Genomic DNA, 18,133 nt, shown 5'->3' with positions numbered 1-18,133 from the left:
CCGGTGAGCGGCCGTCTCAGGCCAGTGCGGTCGCCGCGCGCGTGGTCGTCGCGATCGTCGCCGAGCCGACCACGCGGGTGTCGTCGTAGAGGACGATCGCCTGGCCGGGGGCGACGCCGCGGACGGGCTCGGTGAAGTGCACCCGGAGCTCGCCGTCGACGAGTTCGGCGGTGACCGTGGTCTCGCCGCCGTGGGCGCGGAGCTGAGCCGTGTACGTGCCCGGGCCGGCCGGAGCGGCACCGCACCAGCGGGGCTTGATCGCAGTGAGCGCGGAGACGTCCAGGGCGGCCGCCGGGCCGACCGTCACGGTGTTGTCCACGGGCGAGATGTCGAGGACGTACCGCGGCTTGCCGTCGGGGGCCGGGGTGCCGATGCGCAGGCCCTTGCGCTGGCCGATCGTGAAGCCGAACGCGCCCTCGTGGCTGCCGACGACCGAGCCGGACTCGTCGACGATGTCACCCTCCGCCTTGCCGAGGCGGTTCGCGAGGAAGCCCTGGGTGTCGCCGTCGGCGATGAAGCAGATGTCGTGCGAGTCCGGCTTCTTGGCGACGGCGAGGCCCCGCTGCTCGGCCTCCGCGCGGATCTCGTCCTTCGTGGTGAGCGTGTCGCCGAGCGGGAAGAGCGCGTGCGCGAGCTGACGGTCGTCCAGCACACCGAGGACGTACGACTGGTCCTTGGCCATGTCCGAGGCGCGGTGCAGCTCGCGCGTGCCGTCGTCGTTCACGATGACCTTGGCGTAGTGGCCGGTGCAGACCGCGTCGAAGCCGAGAGCGAGGGCCTTGTCGAGCAGGGCCGCGAACTTGATCTTCTCGTTGCAGCGCAGACAGGGGTTCGGGGTGCGGCCGGCCTCGTACTCCGCGACGAAGTCCTCGACCACGTCCTCGCGGAAGCGCTCGGCGAGGTCCCACACGTAGAACGGGATGCCGATGACGTCCGCGGCGCGGCGGGCGTCGCGCGAGTCCTCGATGGTGCAACAGCCACGCGCGCCCGTGCGGAACGATTGCGGGTTCGCCGAGAGGGCGAGGTGGACTCCGGTCACGTCATGCCCTGCTTGCGCGGCACGGGCGGCGGCGACGGCGGAGTCCACACCACCGGACATGGCGGCCAGTACGCGAAGGGGGCGCTGCGAGGTCTCAGTCATAACCCTTCCAGGGTACGGGTCCGCGGGAACCGGAGCCCACGAGTATCCGTTCGACTAGACATGCACGATCAGGGTGGGGACACGGCAAGGGACACGGACCGGCGCATCGGGCGCCGTGCGTTGCTGATCGGCGGGGCCACGGCCGTGGCCGGCGTGGGCACGGCCGTGCTGGCCCAGGACGAGCTGAAGCGCATGTGGTGGCGGCTGCCGAGCGTGGAGAAGCCGCGTGAGGAGGGTGCGGTCGACTTCCGGGGCGCGCGCTGGGTGGCGGCGTCCTCGTCGAACTGGCGGATGGCCGACCGGCCCGACGACTTCGGCATAGACCGCGTGATCATCCATGTCACACAGGGCAGTTACGAGAGCGCGGTGAAGGTCTTCCAGAATCCCGCGCACGGCGCCGCCACGCACTACATCGTCCGCCAGGACGGCCGCGTCACACAGATGATCCGCGAGCTGGACGTCGCCTTCCACGCGGGCAACCGCGATTTCAACGAGCGGAGCGTCGGCATCGAGCACGAGGGTTTCGTGGACCGCCCGAAGGACTTCACGGACGCGATGTACGAGGCCTCGGCCCGTCTGACGGCCCGTATCTGCGCCCGGTACGACATCCCGGTCGACCGGGAACACATCATCGGCCACGTCGAGGTACCGGGCACGGACCACACGGACCCGGGCCCGCACTGGGACTGGAAGAGATACATACCCATGGTGCGCGAGGCCGCCGTGCGGTCGGCCTCCCCGTCGGCCAAGCCGTCCACGCGCAGCGCGTAGGAGGGGCACGCCCCTTCAGGGGCGCGGGGCAGTGACATTGTGCGGCTCCGCCGCGCGGGCGCGACCAGCCACAGCCGGCCCGCGGCTGCGAGCGGCCCGCACCCGGGAACCGCACATCCAGCGGAGCGCTCAGCTCAGCCCCGCCGTCCGCGCCCTCTCCACCGCCGGCCCGATCGCCTTCGCGACCGCCTCGACGTCCGTCTCCGTCGAGGTGTGGCCGAGGGAGAAGCGGAGGGTGCCGCGGGCGAGGTCGGGGTCGGTGCCCGTGGCGAGGAGGACGTGGCTCGGCTGGGCCACGCCCGCCGTGCACGCGGAGCCCGTGGAGCACTCGATGCCCTGCGCGTCGAGCAGCAGGAGCAGCGAGTCCCCCTCGCAGCCGGGGAACGTGAAGTGGGCGTTGGCCGGCAGGCGGCCCCCGATCGCCGGGTCGCCGCCGAGGATCGCGTCCGGCACGGCCTGGAGTACGGCGTCTACCAGGTCGTCGCGCAGCCCGCCGATCTCGCGGACGAACCACTCGCGCTGCTCGGCGGCGGTCCGGCCCGCCACGGCGAACGCGGCGACGGCGGGCACGTCCAGGGTGCCGGAGCGTACGTGCCGCTCCTGGCCCCCGCCGTGCAGGACCGGTACGGGGCTGTACTCGCGGCCGAGCAGCAGCGCCCCGATGCCGTACGGGCCGCCGATCTTGTGGCCCGAGACGGTCATCGCGGCAAGGCCCGAGGCGCCGAAGTCGACCGGGAGCTGGCCGAAGGCCTGGACGGCGTCGGCGTGCAGCGGGATGTCGAACTCCCCTGCCACGTCGGCCAGTTCGCGGACCGGCATGACCGTGCCGATCTCGTTGTTGGCCCACATGACGGTCGCGAGGGCGACGTCGTCGGGGTTGCGCGCGATGGCCTCGCGGAGGGTGTCGGGGTGGACGCGGCCGTACCGGTCGACGGGGAGGTACTCGACCGTGGCGCCCTCGTGCTCACCGAGCCAGTGGACCGCGTCGAGGACGGCGTGGTGCTCCACCGGGCTCGCCAGGACCCGGGTGCGGGTCGGGTCGGCGTCGCGGCGGGACCAGTACAGGCCCTTCACTGCGAGGTTGTCGGCCTCGGTGCCGCCGGAGGTGAAGACCACCTCGCTCGGGCGGGCGCCCAGGGCGTCCGCGAGGGTTTCGCGGCCCTCCTCGACCGTCCGGCGGGCGCGGCGGCCGGCGGCGTGCAGGGAGGATGCGTTGCCGGTGACGGAGAACTGCGCGGTCATTGCCTCGACCGCCTCCGGGAGCATCGGGGTGGTCGCGGCGTGGTCGAGGTATGCCATGGTAGGCCCGATTCTAGGGCCCGCTATCTGGTGGGCTGGTCGGGCGGGGGTTGTTTGTACGGGGCCCGGGCCCCTTCCTCACCGGAGCTCCCACTCGGCCCGGTCGCGGCGTCGCAGTCTCAGAAGCTCCAGGACAGCGTGCTGTCCGCCGACATGAAGGCCAGTAGGACCAGGAGGTCGGCGATTCCCAGGGCGAGGCCGAGGAAGGCTCGGCCGCGGCGGGTGGTGCCGCGGTAGAGGGCGACCGAGGCGAAGGCGATGGAGATGGGGCCCAGGAAGATGTTCAGGGCCAGCAGGCCGACGAGGCCGAGGATGAACGACGCGACGGCCATGCCGTCGGCGTCACGGACGGTGCTCCGGCGCCGCGGGGCGGCGGTGGCGGTGGTGAGTTCCATGTGTCTGCTCCCAACAGGCGGTCGAACAGTCAGGTGATCGTGGGTGGTTGAGCGTGCGTGGTTGAGGAGTGCGGGCGGTTCAGCCCGACGTCTCGCGGCGCCGGCCGTGGCGCTCGCGGATCGCGAAGACGGCCAGCCACACGCCGATGACGGCCGCGGCGACGAGGGTGAAGGACAGCGGGGCGTGGGCCACGGTGCCGAGCATGAGGCCCAGCAGCAGGAGCGCTGCGACGAGGAACAGCATGAGATGCCTCTCGTGGAAGTCCGGCGAGCCGCCTTGTCCGCTCCGCACAGCTCCGTACGGTCCGGATGCCCCCGGATGTTTCCGGGACCCGACAACTCGGTGAACGCTTGTGGTTACAGTTGTTCACTGACTCCGTAGTCTAGCGCGCTGTACGACTTTCCCATTACGGAGAACAGTTGTTAACTACATGGCATGAGTCACACCCTCGGCATCCGGCAGGCCCAGAAGCAGAAGACCCGACAGGCGTTCCTGGACGCCGCGTTGGGCCTGCTGGAGGAGCAGAGCCTGAGCAGCCTGGGCCTGCGCGAGGTCACCCGGGCCGTCGGCGTCGCCCCGACCGCCTTCTACCGGCACTTCCACTCGACCGCGGATCTCGGAGTCGCCCTGGTCGAGGAGGCGTTGGGCAGCCTGCACCCGATGATCGCCGGCACGGTGTCGGCGGCCGGCGACAGCGACGAACGCATAGACCGTGCCGTCGCCCTGATCGCCCGTCACGTGCGTGAGCATCCCGCGCACATCCGGTTCATCGCCCGCGAGCGCAACGGCGGCGTGCAGAAGGTCCGGTCGGCCATCGCGGAGCAGATGGCCCGGTTCGCCGACGAGGTGAAGGCCGAACTGGCCAAGCAGCCCGAGTCCGCCGGCTGGAGCGACGACGACCTGCTGATGCTCGCCGGCCTGTACGTCGACCAGATGCTGATGACCGCCAGTACGTTCCTGGAGGCGGCCCCCGAGGAACAGGACCAGGTGGCCCGGGTGGCCACCCGCCGGATGCGGCTGATCAGCATCGGCCGCCGCCACTGGCTGGGCTGACACCCCGCGACACGACTCGGACCCGCACGCGCGAAGGGCGCGAAGGGCGCGTACGACAATGCCGTACGCGCCCTTCGCGCCCTTCACAGCCTTCACGGCCTTCACCACCGGCCGCGAGCGGGTCAGCCCTGGGCCTGCTGTCCCTGTCCCTGCTGGCCGCCCGTCCCGCAGCCTCCGCCCGGGCCGCCGCCCTGCCCGCCGCCAGGGCCTCCACTGGGCGCCCCCGACGGCATCCCGGAGGGCGCTCCCGACGGGGCCTTGCCCGTGGGGGCACCGGACGGCGCACCCGAAGGCGCCCCGGACGGCGCTCCGCTCGGCATCCCCGACGGAGCCCCGCTAGGTGCGCCCGAGGGCGCCTGGCAACCCTGCTGCCCCGAGGTGCCGTTGCCGTTGCCCGTGGACGACGAGGAGTCGTCAGAGCCGCAGGCCGTCAACAGGAGCGGCGACAGCGCCAGCAGGGCGATGGCGGGGACGTGACGTACGCGCGTCAGGCGGACAGGCTTCATGAGGGCAACTCCCGTTTGGATGAGCGGAATCTGAGAGCCGCATGCAACCAACCGCCCCTAGGCCCAGCTTGGGCCCGCGCTGTGGCCCGCCTGTGGCCCACGCAAAGACCATCTCAACAAACCCGCCCTGACCTGCACTTGCATCCGCCCGGCTCAACTCCCTCGCTGGTACAGGTCCGTGACAGAAGACAGGGGGCGGCCGACCTCGTACGGATCAGCCGAGCCGCACCCTGGCCAGCTGACGCGACTGGGCGACGAGCCGGTCCGCGCTGTCCCAGACCTCCGCGTCCTCCTCCAGGAAGCCGCCGGCGAGGTTGCGGGTGGTGATGGCGACGCGGAGCGGGCCCGGCGCCGGACGGCAGCGCACGTGCACGGTCAGCTCGACGGTCGGCACCCAGCCGGACAGGCCGAGTTCGAAGGCGGTCGGCGGCAGCGCGTCCACCGCTAGGAGCAGCGAGAGAGGGTCCGGGTCGCGGCCGTCGGCGAGGCCGAACCAGGACCGCATCTCGCCCTTGCCGGACGGCGATCCGAGGGCCCAGCCCAGGGTGGCGGGGTCGAGCTTGAGCATCAGCCGGTCGGCGATGGCGGAGCTGCCGGAGACGGGGGCGGGGCCGTCCTCGGGTCCGAAGCACTGGTCCATGGGCGGAATCGCGGGCGGACTGGCCGTCGTACGGACGTCGTCGGGCAGGCCGTCGAGGTCCCCGTACGAGGCGAGCACGCGGATCCGCTCGACCTCGCGGCCCTGGTCGTCGTACTGGAACAGGGACGCCTGGCCGGTGGAGAGGGTGCGGCCGGTGCGTACGACGTCGGTGCGGACGACCGCCGGGCCCGGCTGGGACGCGGTGAGGTAGTGCGCGGAGATCGTGAACGGGTCGGCGTGCGGCAGGGCGTCGGCGAGCGCGCGGCCGAGGACCGCGAGCAGGTAGCCGCCGTTGACGGCACTGATGATCGTCCACCCGGCGGACAGGTCGATGTCGTAGACGCCGGGTGCGCGACGGGTGACCGCGGTGTCGCGGTCGAACTCGCTGTCGCCGATCCTGGCCCGTACCGCGTGCACGGAAGCTGCTTCTGACATGCCTGAACGGTACAACAGGTGATTACTAAGCAGTAGCTTTTTCTGTTTCGATCATGTGAAACGCCTCGTGGTCCGCCTCACTCCGGCACCTCGACCGCCGTCGAGCGCCGGTGCCATGCGCGGGGCGCGCGCCAGTGGTATCGCATCGCGAGCAGCCGCAGCACGAAGGTCGTGACGACGGCGAGCGCGGAGGTGAACGTGTTCAGGGCGTCGTAGCGGATGCACAGGGCGACCATCGCGCTGCCGACGATGGCGGGCACGGCGTAGAGGTCGCGGTCCCAGCGCAGCAGCGAGGGGACCTCGTTGGCGAGGACGTCCCGCAACACACCGCCGCCGACCGCCGTCGCGAGTCCGAGGGTCGCAGAGGCGGTGAGGCCGAGCCCGTACTCGTACGCCTTCGTCGTGCCCGCGACGCAGAAGAGGCCGAGTCCGGCCGCGTCGAAGATGTTCACGCCGAGCTGGATCCGCTCCACCTCGGGGTGGAGGAAGAAGACCAGCAGGGCGGCGAGCAGCGGGGTGAGGAAGTACCCCAGATCCGTGAAGGCCGCGGGCGGCACGGCTCCGATGATCAGGTCGCGGAACAGCCCGCCGCCCAGCGCGGTGACCTCGGCGAGGACCGCGATGCCGAAGACGTCGAAGTTCTTGCGGACGGCCAGCAGGGCACCGGAGATCGCGAAGACGAAGATGCCGACCAGGTCGAGTGTGTGCTGCACGGACGGGGTGAAGAGTTCCTGAATCACCCGAACATTCTCGCCCAGCACTGAGCCCCTGCCTTCCAATGCAAGGCAGGGGCTCAGTGTTACTTACTTCTCCTTGGCGGGAGTGTCACCCTCGGAGGCTTCGGCAGCTTCAGGGGCGGCCTCGGCGGCAGCGTCCTTCGCCGGTGTCTCCTCGGAAGCCGGAGCCTCCGTGGCAGCCGCCACCTCGGCCGCGACCGCCGCCGACGTGGCCGCGGACTCCGCGAGCACCTCGTCGGCCACCAGCTCCGCCGCCTCCTTCGCGGCGGTCAGCAGCACGGTGTCCTGCGGGGCCTGGTCCTCGAAGTTCTCCGGGTGGTGGCAGGCCACCTGCTGACCGGGCTTCAGCTCCAGGAGCGGCGGCTCGGTCGTCGTGCAGATCTGCGTGGCCTTCCAGCACCGCGTGTGGAAGCGGCACCCGCTCGGCGGCGAGATCGGCGAGGGCACATCGCCCTTGAGCAGGATGCGCTCGCTCTTCGCCGACTTGCGCCGGGGGTCCGGAATCGGCACCGCCGACATCAGAGCCTTGGTGTACGGGTGCATCGGCGCCTTGTACAGCGACTCGCGGTCGGCCAGCTCGACGATCTTGCCGAGGTACATCACGGCGATACGGTCCGAGACATGGCGTACGACGGACAGGTCGTGCGCGATGATCACGTACGTGAGGCCCAGCTCCTGCTGGAGGTCGTCCAGCAGGTTCACCACCTGCGCCTGGATCGACACGTCGAGCGCGGAGACCGGCTCGTCCGCCACGACCATCTTCGGGTTGAGCGCGAGCGCGCGGGCGATGCCGATGCGCTGGCGCTGACCGCCGGAGAACTCGTGCGGGTAGCGGTTGTAGTGCTCGGGGTTGAGACCGACCACCGACAGCAGCCGCTGGACCTCCTTCTTGATGCCGCCCTCGGGCATGACGCCCTGGAGCTTGAAGGGGGCGCTGATGATCGTGCCGATCGTGTGGCGCGGGTTCAGCGACGAGTACGGGTCCTGGAAGATCATCTGGACGTCACGGCGCATCGGGCGCATGCCGGCGACGCTGAGGTGCGTGATGTCCTTGCCCTCGAACTCGACCTTGCCCGCGGTCGGTTCGAGCAGCCGCGTGATCAGCCGGCCCATCGTCGACTTGCCGCAGCCCGACTCGCCCACGACGCCGAGCGTCTCACCGGACTTGACCTCGAAGTCGATGCCGTCGACCGCCCGCACCGCACCGACCTGCCGCTGGAGCAGGCCCTTGCGGATCGGGAAGTGCTTCTGCAGGCCGGTCACCTTCAGCAGCGTCTCGCCGGGGGCGGCGTCCTTGGTGAGAGTCGCCGTGCCGTCGCTCTGCGCGGGGATGGCCACGGGTTTGTCCTCTGCTTTGTCGCTCACAGCTTCGGCGCAATCTCTTCGGTCCAGATCCGTTCCCGCTGCTCCTGCGTCATGTGGCAGGCGGCCCAGTGCTGGCTGCCGACCTGGGACAGCTCGGGGCGCACCGTGCGGGTGACGTTGTCCTTGGGTACGTCCGCGTACGAGCAGCGCGGGTTGAAGGCGCAGCCCGACGGGAGGTTGATCAGCGAGGGCGGGGAGCCCTTGACCGGGATCAGCCGCTCGGTCTGCTCACGGTCGAGCCGTGGCATGGAACCCAGCAGACCCCAGGTGTACGGGTGCCTCGGCTCGTAGAAGACCTTCTCGGCCGGACCCCGCTCGATGCAACGGCCGCCGTACATCACCAGGATGTCGTCGGAGAGCTCGGCGACGACACCCAGGTCGTGGGTGATGACGATGACCGCGGAGCCGAACTCCTTCTGCAGGTCCCGGATGAGGTCGAGGATCTGCGCCTGGACGGTCACGTCCAGGGCGGTCGTCGGCTCGTCCGCGATCAGCAGCTCGGGGTTGTTGACCAGCGACATCGCGATCATCGCGCGCTGTCGCATACCGCCGGAGAACTCGTGCGGGTAGCTGTCCACCCGCTTGTCCGGCTGGGGGATACCGACCCGGTCGAGCATCTCGACGGCCCGCTTGCGGGCCACCTTCTTGGCGACCTTGTGGTGGATCTGGTACGCCTCCACGATCTGCTGACCGATCGTGTAGTACGGGTGCAGCGCCGACAGTGGGTCCTGGAAGATCATCGCCATCTCGCGGCCACGCAGCTTGCGCACGTGGTCGGGGTCGGCGGTGAGCAGTTCCGTGCCGTCCAGCCAGATCTCGCCGGAGATCTGCGGCTTGCGCTTGCCGTACTGGCCGGTCGTGTGCAGGCCCATGATGCCGAGCGAGGTCACCGACTTGCCCGAACCCGACTCGCCCACGATGCCGAGGGTCTTGCCCTTCTCCAGCGAGAAGCTGAGCCCGTCGACGGACTTGACCAGTCCGTCGTCGGTCGGGAAGTGCACCTTCAGGTCGCGGACTTCGAGGAAGGCGGAGGGGGCGGGCGAGTCTTTGACGGGCTCGCTCACCGCGGCTCCACTCTTGCTGAGTTCGGTCATGAGAGCCTCACTCGGGGGTCGATCACGGCGTACAGCAGGTCCACCAGGAGGTTCGCGATGATCACCGCGAGCGAGGTGATCAGCGTGACGCCCAGGATGACGGGCAGGTCCTTGTCGCTGATCGCCGTGAGGACGGCCTGGCCGAGGCCGGGAAGACTGAAGGTGGTCTCGGTGAGGATCGCGCCACCGATCAGCGCGCCGAGGTCCATGCCGAGCATGGTGAGGATCGGCGTCATGGTGGAACGCATGGCGTGCTTGCCGATGACGACGGGTTCGGTCAGGCCCTTGGCGCGGGCCGTCCGGATGTAGTCCTCGCCCAGGACCTCCATCATGGTGGCTCTGGTGATACGGGCGTACATCGCGGCATAGAGGAAGGCCAGCGTGATCCAGGGCAGGATCATGCCGCCGATCCAGCCGGTGAAGCTCTCTTCGAGAGGCACGTACCGGCCGTCGATCCAGCCCAGTCCGTAGCTGAAGATCGCCAGCGACAGCATGCCGGTGAAGTAGATGGGGAGCGAGACGCCACCGAGGGCGATGATCATCGCGCCACGGTCCCAGAGGGAACCGCGCTTGAGCGCGGAGAGCACACCCGCCGCCACACCGAAGATCAGCCACAGTACGGCGGCACCGAGCGCGAGAGCCAGGGTCACTGGGAAGCGGTCGGTGAGCACCGGCCAGATGGCCTGCTCGTTGCGGAAGGAGTAGCCGAAGCAGGGAGCCGCGCACTCCGTGACGTCGCCGCCACCCGAGTACGTGCGGCCTACGAACAGGCCTTTGAAGAACTCCCAGACCTGGGCGAAGATCGGATCTGCCAGACCGAGCTTCTGCCGCACGGCCTCAATGGCCGCAGGGTCCGCCTGCTTGCCGACGAACATCGTGGCCGGGTCCACGCCCGCCCAGCGGGGGACGAGGAAGAAGATGCAGAAGACCACCAGAATGATGACCACCAGCATCACTGCGGCGGCGAAGAGCCGCCTGATGAGGTATGCGAGCACTGCTCTCGGCCCGACGGCGGTGCCGCGGGCCACCGGAGGTTGTCCGGTGGCCCGCGGGTCACGCCGCGCCGGCCTTCACCTGCCTTTCGTGCCGTATGGCGGGTGCGCCGGTCGGTGTTACTTCTTCAGGCCGAGGTTGACGAAGTCGTACTGACCGCTGTAACCGTCGGTGGTGTAGACGTTCGCCAGGTTGTTGGAACGCCAGTTGATGAACTTCTCGAAGACGAAGGGCAGGTAGTAACCGCCCTCCATGACCTTGTGGTTGATCTCCGTGGAGATCTCGGCCTTCTTCGTGTCGTCGAGCTCCTTCGTGTAGCTCTTGAAGAGGCCGTCGATCGTCTTGTCCTTGATCAGGGCGAAGTTGTTGTTGCCGCTCTCAAGGATGTAGTCGCTGCTCCACAGGGGCAGGCCGTAACCCTGGACGCTGGGGAAGTCCGGGCCCCAGCCCATGATGATGATGCCGTAGCCCTTCTTCTTCACGTTCGAGGGGCTACCGATGATGCCGGTGGTCTGGGCACCGTCGAACTGCTCGATGTCGACGGTGATGCCGACCTTCTTCAGCGAGGCCTGGAGGGACTCGGCCGTGGCCACCTCGACCGGCTTGTTGTTACGGACCGCGATGGTGGTCTTGAAGCCGTTCGGCTTACCGCAGGCCTTCAGCTCTTCCTTGGCCTTGGCGGCGTTGCCGTTCTTGTTCGTCGTGGCCGACTCGTACGGGTCGTACTTCTGACCCTCGGAGCCCGGGACCGACGGCGGCAGCATGTTGGTGCCGATCTCACCACCGGCGACCGGGCCGCCACGAGCGGTCTGGAGCGACTCGTGGTCAGCACCGTAGATCACGGCCTTGCGGCAGTGCTCGTTGTCGAACGGCTTGACGCTCTGCGGGAAGACCGCGTAGCGGATGTAGCCGGAGACCGGGTTGTCCAGGTTGGCCTTGTGCTGCTTCAGGGCGGTGGTGCGGCCCTGCGGGGAGAGACCGGTCTGGCCGATGTCCAGGTCGTAGTCGCCCTTGATCAGGCGCTGGTCCATGTCATTGGCGTTGGTGAAGAAGTCGACCGTGATCTTGTCCGGGTACGCCTTGCGGACCGGGTCCGAGGACTGCTTCCACTCCGTGTTGCGGACCAGCACGATGCCCTTGCTGGGCGTGTACGACTGGAACTTGTACGGGCCGGACGAGAACGGCTTCAGGCCGTACTTCGACTTGGTGTCCTTGTCCTGGCGGACCGGGGACGCCGAGGTCAGCGCGAGCATCTCCTCGAAGTCCGAGTTCGCCTCGGGAAGCTTGAAGACGATCGTCTTGTCGTCCGGCGTCTCGATGGCCTTCAGACCCAGCTTGTCCGCGGACTTGTCCTTGTAGGGGCCCTTGTACGTCTTCTTGGGGTCGAGCACCTGCTGGAGGTAGATCGGACCGCCGGAGAGCACGTCCTGCGCCCACGCGCGCTCGATGCCGTACTTGACGTCCTTGGAGGTGATGGGCTTGCCATCCTCCCAGGTCGACCCCGCACGCAGCGTGTACGTGTACGTCTTGCCGTCGTCCGAGATCTCCGCCGTCTTCTCGGCGAGGTCCGGCGTGACCTCGGCGCCCGTGGCACCCGGCTCCGTCTTGTTGGTCACGAGCTGACGGCTGTAGTACCGGGAGAAGTTCCACATGAAGCCGTAGTAACCGCGCGTGGTGTCCCACGAGTCGGCGTCCTGGGCGCCCGCGAACTTCAGGGTGCCGCCCTTCTTGGCGAGGGAAGCCTGGGCGACCTTGTTGTTCGCGGCGTTGAAGCCGGCCGCGCCGCCCTTCGAACCGCCCTCGTCGTCGTCGTTGCCGCCGCCGCACGCCGCCGTGGACAGCAGTGCAGCGACCACGGCTGCGGCGGCCACGGCCTGCTTGCGCCGCCCTGTGGTGCGTTGGGTACTCACTCGGATCCTCCGATATGTAGCGGCCCGTCGACAGACGACGGGACCCTGGGGGTACGGCAGTTCAGCGGGAGCCCTTCGGGTCGAGCGCATCGCGTACGCCGTCGCCGAAGAGGTTGAAGGAGAGCACCGTGATGAAGATCGCCACACCCGGGATCACCATGTACATGGGATCCGACTCGTAGTAGTCGATCGCGGCCGAGAGCATCTGGCCCCACGATGCGGTGGGCGGCTTGACGCCGACACCCAGGAAGCTGAGCGCCGCCTCGGTAAGGATGTTGGTCGGGATCATCATCGTCGTGTAGACGATGATCGGAGCGACCAGGTTGGGCAGCAGCTCCTTGAACAGGATGTAGAACCGTCCGGCGCCGAGACTGCGCGCGGCCTCCACGTACTCCCGCTCGCGCAGGGAGAGCGTCTGGCCGCGCACCACTCGTCCGACATAGGGCCAGCCGAAGAAGCCGATCACCAGGATCATGACGAACAGGCGCACTCCGGTGCCGGTCAGGCCCAGCATCTCGTTCGGCATGACCGAGACCAGCGCGATGATGAAGAGCAGCTGCGGGAAGGCCAGCAGGCCGTCCATCACGCGGCTGACGGCCGCGTCGATCCAGCCGCCGAAGTAGCCGGCGAGTACGCCGAGGATCGTGCCGAGCACCACGGCGACCAGGGCCGACAGGAAGCCGACCAGCAGGGAGATCCGGGCTCCGTAGACGATCCGGGCGAAGATGTCGCGGCCGCTGACGGGTTCGACACCGAAGAGGTGGTCCCCGCTGATGCCGCCGTAGGACCCGGTGGGAGTCGAGAAGAGCGGGTCGATCAGGTCCTCGTGGTGCGTCTCGGGGTCCTGTCCGACCAGGTCCGTGATCAGGGGCGCGAACAGCGCGATCAGGATCAGCACGAGCACGACGACGCCGCCCGTCAGGGCCAGCTTGTCCCGCTTCAGGCGCTCCCAGGCGATGCGGCCGAGGGAACGTCCTTGTACCGCCTTCGCCTCGGCGGATCCGGCAACGAGCGCCGCCTCCTCAGCCGCGCTCGGTGCGGCTTCGGTCGTCGGCTCGTGCAATGGTGCCGTCATCGTGGCAGGGACCCCTCTCAACCGGCGGTAGCCGGCCCACACTTGCCGCTGTAGCGGCGTGATCAGTCCGTCGTACACGGGGGCGAAACCCCCTGGACCGGGAGTCTTCAACGCCTCGGCGATCTGTTGCCAGACCTGACGGTGAATGGATGCGCAAACGTGATGCTGTCAAGAGGGTTCCGTTATCCGAACGCCGGGTAACGGGGGTCGGACGCGGGAGTTTTGGTGCGAAAGGGGCCTCGCAGCCCATTTACCCGCGTAGATCGGGACATACCGCCCACGAGTGATGCGGGAGGGAAGGCCGATGCTCCACAGGTTGGACTCGACCGGACCCGGATCGTCTCAACTGCTTCGACCGGATCGTCTCAGGTGCTTCGAATCGTCTCAGTAGGTGCCCGGGAATCCGTAACCGCCGGCCGCCGGCGCCTGGGCGGGCGCCGCGTGGGCCTCACGATCGTAGAACGGCCGCGAGTTGATCCGCAGCCACAGGGCCACCGGGTCGTACTCGTCGGACATCGCGACCGTCGACACCGGCAGACCGTCCGGGACCGCGCGGATGGACTGCTGCATCATCGCCCGCACCGAGTCCACCGCGGGCGGGCTGGTGTCGTACACATCGAGCCCGATGGCGAGATACGGCGCCCCGAGCGCGGGCTGCACCCAGGCGCGGCGCAGGGATCTGACGGCGGTGGTCCGGTGCGCGTTCTGCGTGAGCAGGGCGTAGAACTGCGGGATCTCGATGCCCGGCTCGGACAGCCTGAGCGGGCCCGCGGGCTGGCGCTCCAGGCCGGTGGCGATACGGCGCAGATCCAGCCAGGGGATGCCCACGCCGCCGCCCGGCGCGTGCGGGTTCAGCCACAGGCCGTAGTGGTCGGGGTAGAGGGTGCGGGCCACGTCGAGTCCGTCGACCACCTCGTACGAACGGTTCCAGCCACTCGCCGAGAGCTCCTGGGCCGAGGTCACGCAGGGCGCGTAGCCGAAGCCGTCGACCTCCATGTTCCCGTACTGGGCGTCGGGCGAGCCCGCCTGGCCGTGCCAGAGCAGCATCCAGACCTGGCCGGACGACGGGGTCGCGAGGGCACGCAGGAGCGCCTCGTAGGCGTCGTAACGCCCGGGCGTCACCTGGCGCAGCATGTGCTCGACCTGCCCGGCCGCGGCCGTGCCCGACGCGCTCACCTTCTACCGCCCCTTCGTGACATCCCTGACATACAGGTCCATTCGACGGGGCGTTGTGCTCGCTTGAACATGGCACCACCCCGTCCGAGCCATGAAACCAGCTTAAGTGGCGATCCCGACAGCACCGTTGCGCTCCGCTGGGTTTGGTGTTGGGGGGTTGGGACGTTCTGTGATCCACCGGCTGCGGGCCGTGTGTGGCCGCGCGCCCCTCCTAAGGAGTTCGGGTGTAGAAGGGCCGCACCTCGGCCCGTAGCCAGTCGCCCACCGGGTCCTGGGCCACGTCCAGGAAGACGAGGTTCACCGGGTGGGGCACGGGGACCCGGCCGAGGGCCCGGCCCACGGCGTCCAGAGGGAGGGTGCGGGCGTCGTCGTGCCAGTGGGCCAGCTCGACGCCGACGAACATCACGGGATCGCCGCCCTCGATGCTCGCCAGACAGCGGCGGGCGCTCAGGACGACGCCGGTCGCGGCGAACTCCGCGGAGGCGGCGGCCAGGAAGTCCACCGGCTCGTGCTGCCAGTCCGGCTGGAACAGCCGCACCCGGCCGCCGCTCGCCCGTCCGTCCAGCTCGGTACGCCCGGCCCGGCACAGCTCGGCCACGGCGGGCGGCGGCAGCGGCACCCCGACCGTGCCGTCCGGGTTCACCACGATGCCCACCTGCGGCGGCAGACCGCGCGCGAACTCGACGGCGGGCGCGACCGTGTACGACATGTGGTCGCCGACGACCTGGCGGAACTGCTGCTCCGAGCTGAAGACCGGCACGTACGCCTGTCCGCCGAACTCCATCGTGGGCAGGTCGAGCGGGCCGCTGTGCGGGCCGCCGCCCTCGGGCAGCGGGATCCAGAGGAAGCTGCGGCCCATGACCTCCACGATCCTGGCGCCCGCGGAGGGCGAAGCCGTGCCGAGGGAGGCGGCCAGTACCGCCTCCAACTCGTTGCCGGGCCAGCCGACATGAGGGTGTGGGTGTGCTTGCACCGGAATGTCCTGTGCCGGGAAGTCCATCTCTCTACCGCCTGCTCGAACCGCCGTCTGCGGCTGTCGAGATTACGCGTACGCGCCCTCCCCCGCCGCAGTCCGTCCGGTCGCCGGGACCTCGGTCCGTCCAGCTCACCGGGATCTCAGTCGCCGAAGTCGACCCGCCGCAGCACGTCCGCCGCCGCCCTGTCGACGAGGACCGCCGAACCGCAGCCCTCCGGCAGGTCGCCCTTCTCCACGGAACGCAGCAGCCGGCCGAACGCGCCGCGGTGGCGCGCGAACGCGTACCGCGAGACGCCGCGGCCCCGCTCACGCTGACCGTCCAGGGCCGTGCCGGGGTCCACGTCGAGCAGCAGCAGGTGCAGGGTGCCGCCGCGCCGCCGGGCGTCCCGGGCCAGCCAGCTGCGCACCCAGGCCTGCGTCCCGCAGTCGTGCACCACGACCCCCTCGCCGGACCGCAGGGCCCGGCGCAGGCCCGCGTAGTGCGCGGCGCGGACCAGGGGGCGGTAGACCGCGTACGGCAGGAAGCGGGCCAGGCGGCCGTCCCAGCGGTCGCGGGTGTCCTGGGAGTCGATGCGGCGGCCCGTCACCGCCCGGCGCATCAGGGTCGACTTGCCGCTGCCGGGCAGGCCCGTGACCACCACCAGGTCGGCCGTGCCGAAGCGGAGCCCGTGCGGGCTGTGCCCCGCGCGCTCGCGCAGATCGCGGACGACGGGCGCCGGAAGCGGGCCGCACGCCTCCCCGGCCGGGGCAGTGGGCTGCTTGGGCAGCGCGATGGCCGCGCTCGTGGCGTACGCCGTGGTCCTGTTCACCCTGATCGTCCTCCCCATGGGGTCGGGAGACCCATCCCCGTCGAGTGTAAAGAGAAGGTAATGCGCTGGTCGCCTCTTTTCTGTTCTCGTCCTGCCACAGCCCCGTCACAGATCGCTGTGGACGCCTGTGGACCCTGTGCGGACGCCGTGCGGCCGGGCCGCGACACCGTGCACCGCCCCTCACGAGGAGTCCCCTGCCGCGCCGCTCCGATGCGTGCAATGATGTGCCCGCCAACTGCATACCGGCCGCTTGAATCCGCGCGGGAGAGTTCCGGACACGTTTGTGTACGTGGTCCGGGCGCCGAAGGAGCAAGTCCCTCCCTTGAATCTCTCAGGCACCGTTACCGCGCGGGCGAGGCACATCTGAAAAGCGGGCCGTCTCCCTGTCAGCAGGGCGTCGGCTCCACCCAAGGTGCAAGTCAGTGACCGTCCCGGACGACCGGTGGTCACGGCGAACCTCTCAGGTTCCGATGACAGATGGGGAGGAACGACCTCGCCGTCATGCCTTGGGAGCCCCACCGTGAGCAGTAACGCCCCCGTTGAACCGCGTCACACCGCGCTCGACGCCCTCCATCGTTCGCTCGGCGCGACGATGACCGATTTCGCCGGCTGGGACATGCCCCTGCGCTATGGCTCCGAGCGCGACGAGCACCTCGCCGTACGGACGAAGGCCGGACTCTTCGACCTTTCCCACATGGGCGAGATCACCGTGACCGGGCCCCAGGCCGCCTCCCTGCTCGACTTCGCGCTGGTCGGCAACATCGGGGGCGTGAAGCCCGGCCGGGCCCGCTACACCATGATCTGCCGGGCCGACGGCGGCATCCTCGACGACCTGATCGTCTACCGGCTCGCGGAGACCACGTACATGGTCGTCGCCAACGCCTCCAACGCCCAGACAGTTCTGGACGCGCTCGTGGAGCGGGCCGAGGGCTTCGACGCCGAGGTCCGCGACGACCGTGACGCGTACGCCCTGCTCGCGATCCAGGGACCCGAGTCCCCCGGCATCCTCAAGTCCCTCACCGACGCCGACCTGGACGGCCTGAAGTACTACGCCGGTCTGCCCGGCACGGTCGCCGGCGTCCCCGCGCTGATCGCGCGCACCGGCTACACCGGCGAGGACGGCTTCGAGCTGTTCGTGGCCCCGGCCGACGCCGAGAAGCTGTGGCGGGCGCTGACCGACGCGGGCACCCCCGTCGGGCTCGTCCCCTGCGGCCTCTCCTGCCGGGACACCCTGCGCCTGGAGGCGGGCATGCCGCTGTACGGGCACGAGCTGAGCACCGCCCTCACCCCGTTCGACGCGGGGCTCGGCCGGGTCGTGAAGTTCGAGAAGGAGGGCGACTTCGTGGGGCGCGAGGCGCTGACCGAGGCCGCCGCCCGGGCCGAGTCGCAGCCCCCGCGCGTCCTGGTCGGCCTGATCGCCGAGGGCCGCCGTGTGCCGCGCGCCGGCTACCCGGTCGTCGCCGACGGCAAGGTCGTCGGCGAGGTCACCTCCGGCGCCCCCTCACCGACCCTGGGCAAGCCGATCGCGATGGCGTACGTCGACGCCGCGCACTCCGCGCCCGGCACGCCCGGTGTCGGCGTGGACATCCGGGGCAGCCACGAGCCGTACGAGGTCGTGGCGCTGCCGTTCTACAAGCGCCAGAAGTAGACCCTGGTCCAGCGAGCGCCGGACAGTGAACCCTGGTCCGCGAGCGTCATGAAGTGACCCTGAGCACATCCGCCCAGGTCACCCTCAGTCCCCCTGCATCAGCACTCCC

The 18,133-nt window shown here is 69.6% G+C and carries 18 protein-coding genes and 1 riboswitch; of the genes, 4 read left to right on the top strand and 14 right to left on the bottom strand.

Going from position 1 to position 18,133, the window contains the following annotated elements; translation table 11 throughout:
* Positions 1 to 16: 16 nt before the first annotated feature.
* Positions 17 to 1,141: a tRNA 2-thiouridine(34) synthase MnmA gene (mnmA, locus tag ACH4YP_RS35395; protein WP_398494978.1), complete on the bottom strand. Its 1,125-nt coding sequence runs from the start codon at positions 1,139 to 1,141 to the stop codon at positions 17 to 19.
* A 60-nt stretch (positions 1,142 to 1,201) separates the two neighbouring features.
* Here mnmA and ACH4YP_RS35390 point away from each other — a divergent pair, with 60 nt between their 5' ends.
* The gene (locus ACH4YP_RS35390) at positions 1,202 to 1,912 is read left to right on the top strand and encodes a peptidoglycan recognition family protein (protein WP_361069119.1); all 711 of its coding nucleotides are present in this window, start codon (positions 1,202 to 1,204) and stop codon (positions 1,910 to 1,912) included.
* 129 nt (positions 1,913 to 2,041) lie between these two features.
* On the opposite strand, the gene ACH4YP_RS35385 is transcribed toward ACH4YP_RS35390, so the two are convergent.
* The 3 genes from ACH4YP_RS35385 to ACH4YP_RS35375 form a co-directional block, all read right to left on the bottom strand.
* Positions 2,042 to 3,211 carry a cysteine desulfurase family protein gene (locus ACH4YP_RS35385; RefSeq protein ID WP_398494976.1) on the bottom strand — a complete coding sequence of 390 codons (1,170 nt, stop codon included), beginning with the start codon at positions 3,209 to 3,211 and terminating at the stop codon, positions 2,042 to 2,044.
* A gap of 119 nt (positions 3,212 to 3,330) precedes the next feature.
* Positions 3,331 to 3,606, bottom strand: coding sequence for a DUF4190 domain-containing protein (locus tag ACH4YP_RS35380; protein ID WP_398494974.1), 276 nt, complete (start codon positions 3,604 to 3,606; stop codon positions 3,331 to 3,333).
* Positions 3,607 to 3,685: 79 nt separating this feature from the next.
* A complete protein-coding gene (locus tag ACH4YP_RS35375; RefSeq protein ID WP_361069131.1) occupies positions 3,686 to 3,898 on the bottom strand; it encodes a hypothetical protein in 213 nt (70 codons plus the stop codon).
* Positions 3,899 to 4,042: 144 nt separating this feature from the next.
* Here ACH4YP_RS35375 and ACH4YP_RS35370 point away from each other — a divergent pair, with 144 nt between their 5' ends.
* Complete coding sequence (locus tag ACH4YP_RS35370; protein WP_361069128.1) at positions 4,043 to 4,660, top strand: TetR family transcriptional regulator; 618 nt, start codon at positions 4,043 to 4,045, stop codon at positions 4,658 to 4,660.
* A gap of 264 nt (positions 4,661 to 4,924) precedes the next feature.
* Positions 4,925 to 5,137 (top strand): hypothetical protein, encoded by a 213-nt coding sequence (locus tag ACH4YP_RS35365; RefSeq protein WP_361059931.1) that lies wholly within the window; start codon positions 4,925 to 4,927, stop codon positions 5,135 to 5,137.
* 243 nt (positions 5,138 to 5,380) lie between these two features.
* On the opposite strand, the gene ACH4YP_RS35360 is transcribed toward ACH4YP_RS35365, so the two are convergent.
* The 10 genes from ACH4YP_RS35360 to ACH4YP_RS35315 all read right to left on the bottom strand — a co-directional run bounded on the left by ACH4YP_RS35360 (position 5,381) and on the right by ACH4YP_RS35315 (position 16,394).
* The gene (locus ACH4YP_RS35360) at positions 5,381 to 6,241 is read right to left on the bottom strand and encodes a thioesterase family protein (protein WP_361059929.1); all 861 of its coding nucleotides are present in this window, start codon (positions 6,239 to 6,241) and stop codon (positions 5,381 to 5,383) included.
* A gap of 77 nt (positions 6,242 to 6,318) precedes the next feature.
* Positions 6,319 to 6,981 (bottom strand): trimeric intracellular cation channel family protein, encoded by a 663-nt coding sequence (locus ACH4YP_RS35355; RefSeq protein ID WP_306937764.1) that lies wholly within the window; start codon positions 6,979 to 6,981, stop codon positions 6,319 to 6,321.
* A 63-nt stretch (positions 6,982 to 7,044) separates the two neighbouring features.
* Positions 7,045 to 8,343, bottom strand: a complete 1,299-nt coding sequence (locus tag ACH4YP_RS35350; protein WP_361059926.1) for a dipeptide ABC transporter ATP-binding protein — start codon at positions 8,341 to 8,343, stop codon at positions 7,045 to 7,047.
* Entirely contained in the window at positions 8,340 to 9,437 is a 1,098-nt protein-coding gene (locus ACH4YP_RS35345; protein ID WP_361059923.1) for an ABC transporter ATP-binding protein, read from the bottom strand. Before ACH4YP_RS35345 ends, ACH4YP_RS35350 begins: the two co-directional genes overlap by 4 nt.
* Positions 9,434 to 10,432, bottom strand: coding sequence for an ABC transporter permease (locus ACH4YP_RS35340; protein WP_361059939.1), 999 nt, complete (start codon positions 10,430 to 10,432; stop codon positions 9,434 to 9,436). The genes ACH4YP_RS35345 and ACH4YP_RS35340 overlap by 4 nt, the downstream gene beginning before the upstream one ends.
* Before the next feature lie 117 nt (positions 10,433 to 10,549).
* Positions 10,550 to 12,340 (bottom strand): ABC transporter substrate-binding protein, encoded by a 1,791-nt coding sequence (locus tag ACH4YP_RS35335; RefSeq protein ID WP_398494970.1) that lies wholly within the window; start codon positions 12,338 to 12,340, stop codon positions 10,550 to 10,552.
* A 61-nt stretch (positions 12,341 to 12,401) separates the two neighbouring features.
* Positions 12,402 to 13,415: an ABC transporter permease gene (locus ACH4YP_RS35330; protein WP_361059917.1), complete on the bottom strand. Its 1,014-nt coding sequence runs from the start codon at positions 13,413 to 13,415 to the stop codon at positions 12,402 to 12,404.
* Between the two features lie 384 nt (positions 13,416 to 13,799).
* Positions 13,800 to 14,591: an enhanced serine sensitivity protein SseB C-terminal domain-containing protein gene (locus tag ACH4YP_RS35325; protein ID WP_361059914.1), complete on the bottom strand. Its 792-nt coding sequence runs from the start codon at positions 14,589 to 14,591 to the stop codon at positions 13,800 to 13,802.
* 211 nt (positions 14,592 to 14,802) lie between these two features.
* The gene (locus tag ACH4YP_RS35320) at positions 14,803 to 15,591 is read right to left on the bottom strand and encodes an enhanced serine sensitivity protein SseB (RefSeq protein WP_398494968.1); all 789 of its coding nucleotides are present in this window, start codon (positions 15,589 to 15,591) and stop codon (positions 14,803 to 14,805) included.
* 116 nt (positions 15,592 to 15,707) lie between these two features.
* Entirely contained in the window at positions 15,708 to 16,394 is a 687-nt protein-coding gene (locus ACH4YP_RS35315) for an AAA family ATPase (RefSeq protein WP_361059907.1), read from the bottom strand.
* Between the two features lie 233 nt (positions 16,395 to 16,627).
* A riboswitch (glycine riboswitch) is annotated at positions 16,628 to 16,733 on the top strand.
* A gap of 163 nt (positions 16,734 to 16,896) precedes the next feature.
* Between ACH4YP_RS35315 and gcvT the strand changes: the two genes are divergently transcribed.
* A complete protein-coding gene (gene gcvT, locus ACH4YP_RS35310) occupies positions 16,897 to 18,024 on the top strand; it encodes a glycine cleavage system aminomethyltransferase GcvT (RefSeq protein ID WP_361059904.1) in 1,128 nt (375 codons plus the stop codon).
* Positions 18,025 to 18,133: the final 109 nt, after the last annotated feature.

Origin of the sequence: Streptomyces sp. NPDC020747, assembly GCF_044334695.1 — a bacterium.
GTDB lineage: Bacteria > Actinomycetota > Actinomycetes > Streptomycetales > Streptomycetaceae > Streptomyces.
This window is presented reverse-complemented; position numbering and strand designations above follow the sequence as displayed.

Bases quoted from the DNA above. Each gene is read 5' to 3' on its own strand.
- ACH4YP_RS35380 (WP_398494974.1), bottom strand. From the start codon at position 3,606: ATGGAACTCACCACCGCCACCGCCGCCCCGCGGCGCCGGAGCACCGTC.
- ACH4YP_RS35390 (WP_361069119.1), top strand. From the start codon at position 1,202: ATGCACGATCAGGGTGGGGACACGGCAAGGGACACGGACCGGCGCATC.
- ACH4YP_RS35315 (WP_361059907.1), bottom strand. From the start codon at position 16,394: ATGGGGAGGACGATCAGGGTGAACAGGACCACGGCGTACGCCACGAGC.
- ACH4YP_RS35345 (WP_361059923.1), bottom strand. From the start codon at position 9,437: ATGACCGAACTCAGCAAGAGTGGAGCCGCGGTGAGCGAGCCCGTCAAA.
- ACH4YP_RS35385 (WP_398494976.1), bottom strand. From the start codon at position 3,211: ATGGCATACCTCGACCACGCCGCGACCACCCCGATGCTCCCGGAGGCG.
- ACH4YP_RS35370 (WP_361069128.1), top strand. From the start codon at position 4,043: ATGAGTCACACCCTCGGCATCCGGCAGGCCCAGAAGCAGAAGACCCGA.
- ACH4YP_RS35330 (WP_361059917.1), bottom strand. From the start codon at position 13,415: ATGACGGCACCATTGCACGAGCCGACGACCGAAGCCGCACCGAGCGCG.
- ACH4YP_RS35320 (WP_398494968.1), bottom strand. From the start codon at position 15,591: ATGGACTTCCCGGCACAGGACATTCCGGTGCAAGCACACCCACACCCT.
- mnmA (WP_398494978.1), bottom strand. From the start codon at position 1,141: ATGACTGAGACCTCGCAGCGCCCCCTTCGCGTACTGGCCGCCATGTCC.
- ACH4YP_RS35360 (WP_361059929.1), bottom strand. From the start codon at position 6,241: ATGTCAGAAGCAGCTTCCGTGCACGCGGTACGGGCCAGGATCGGCGAC.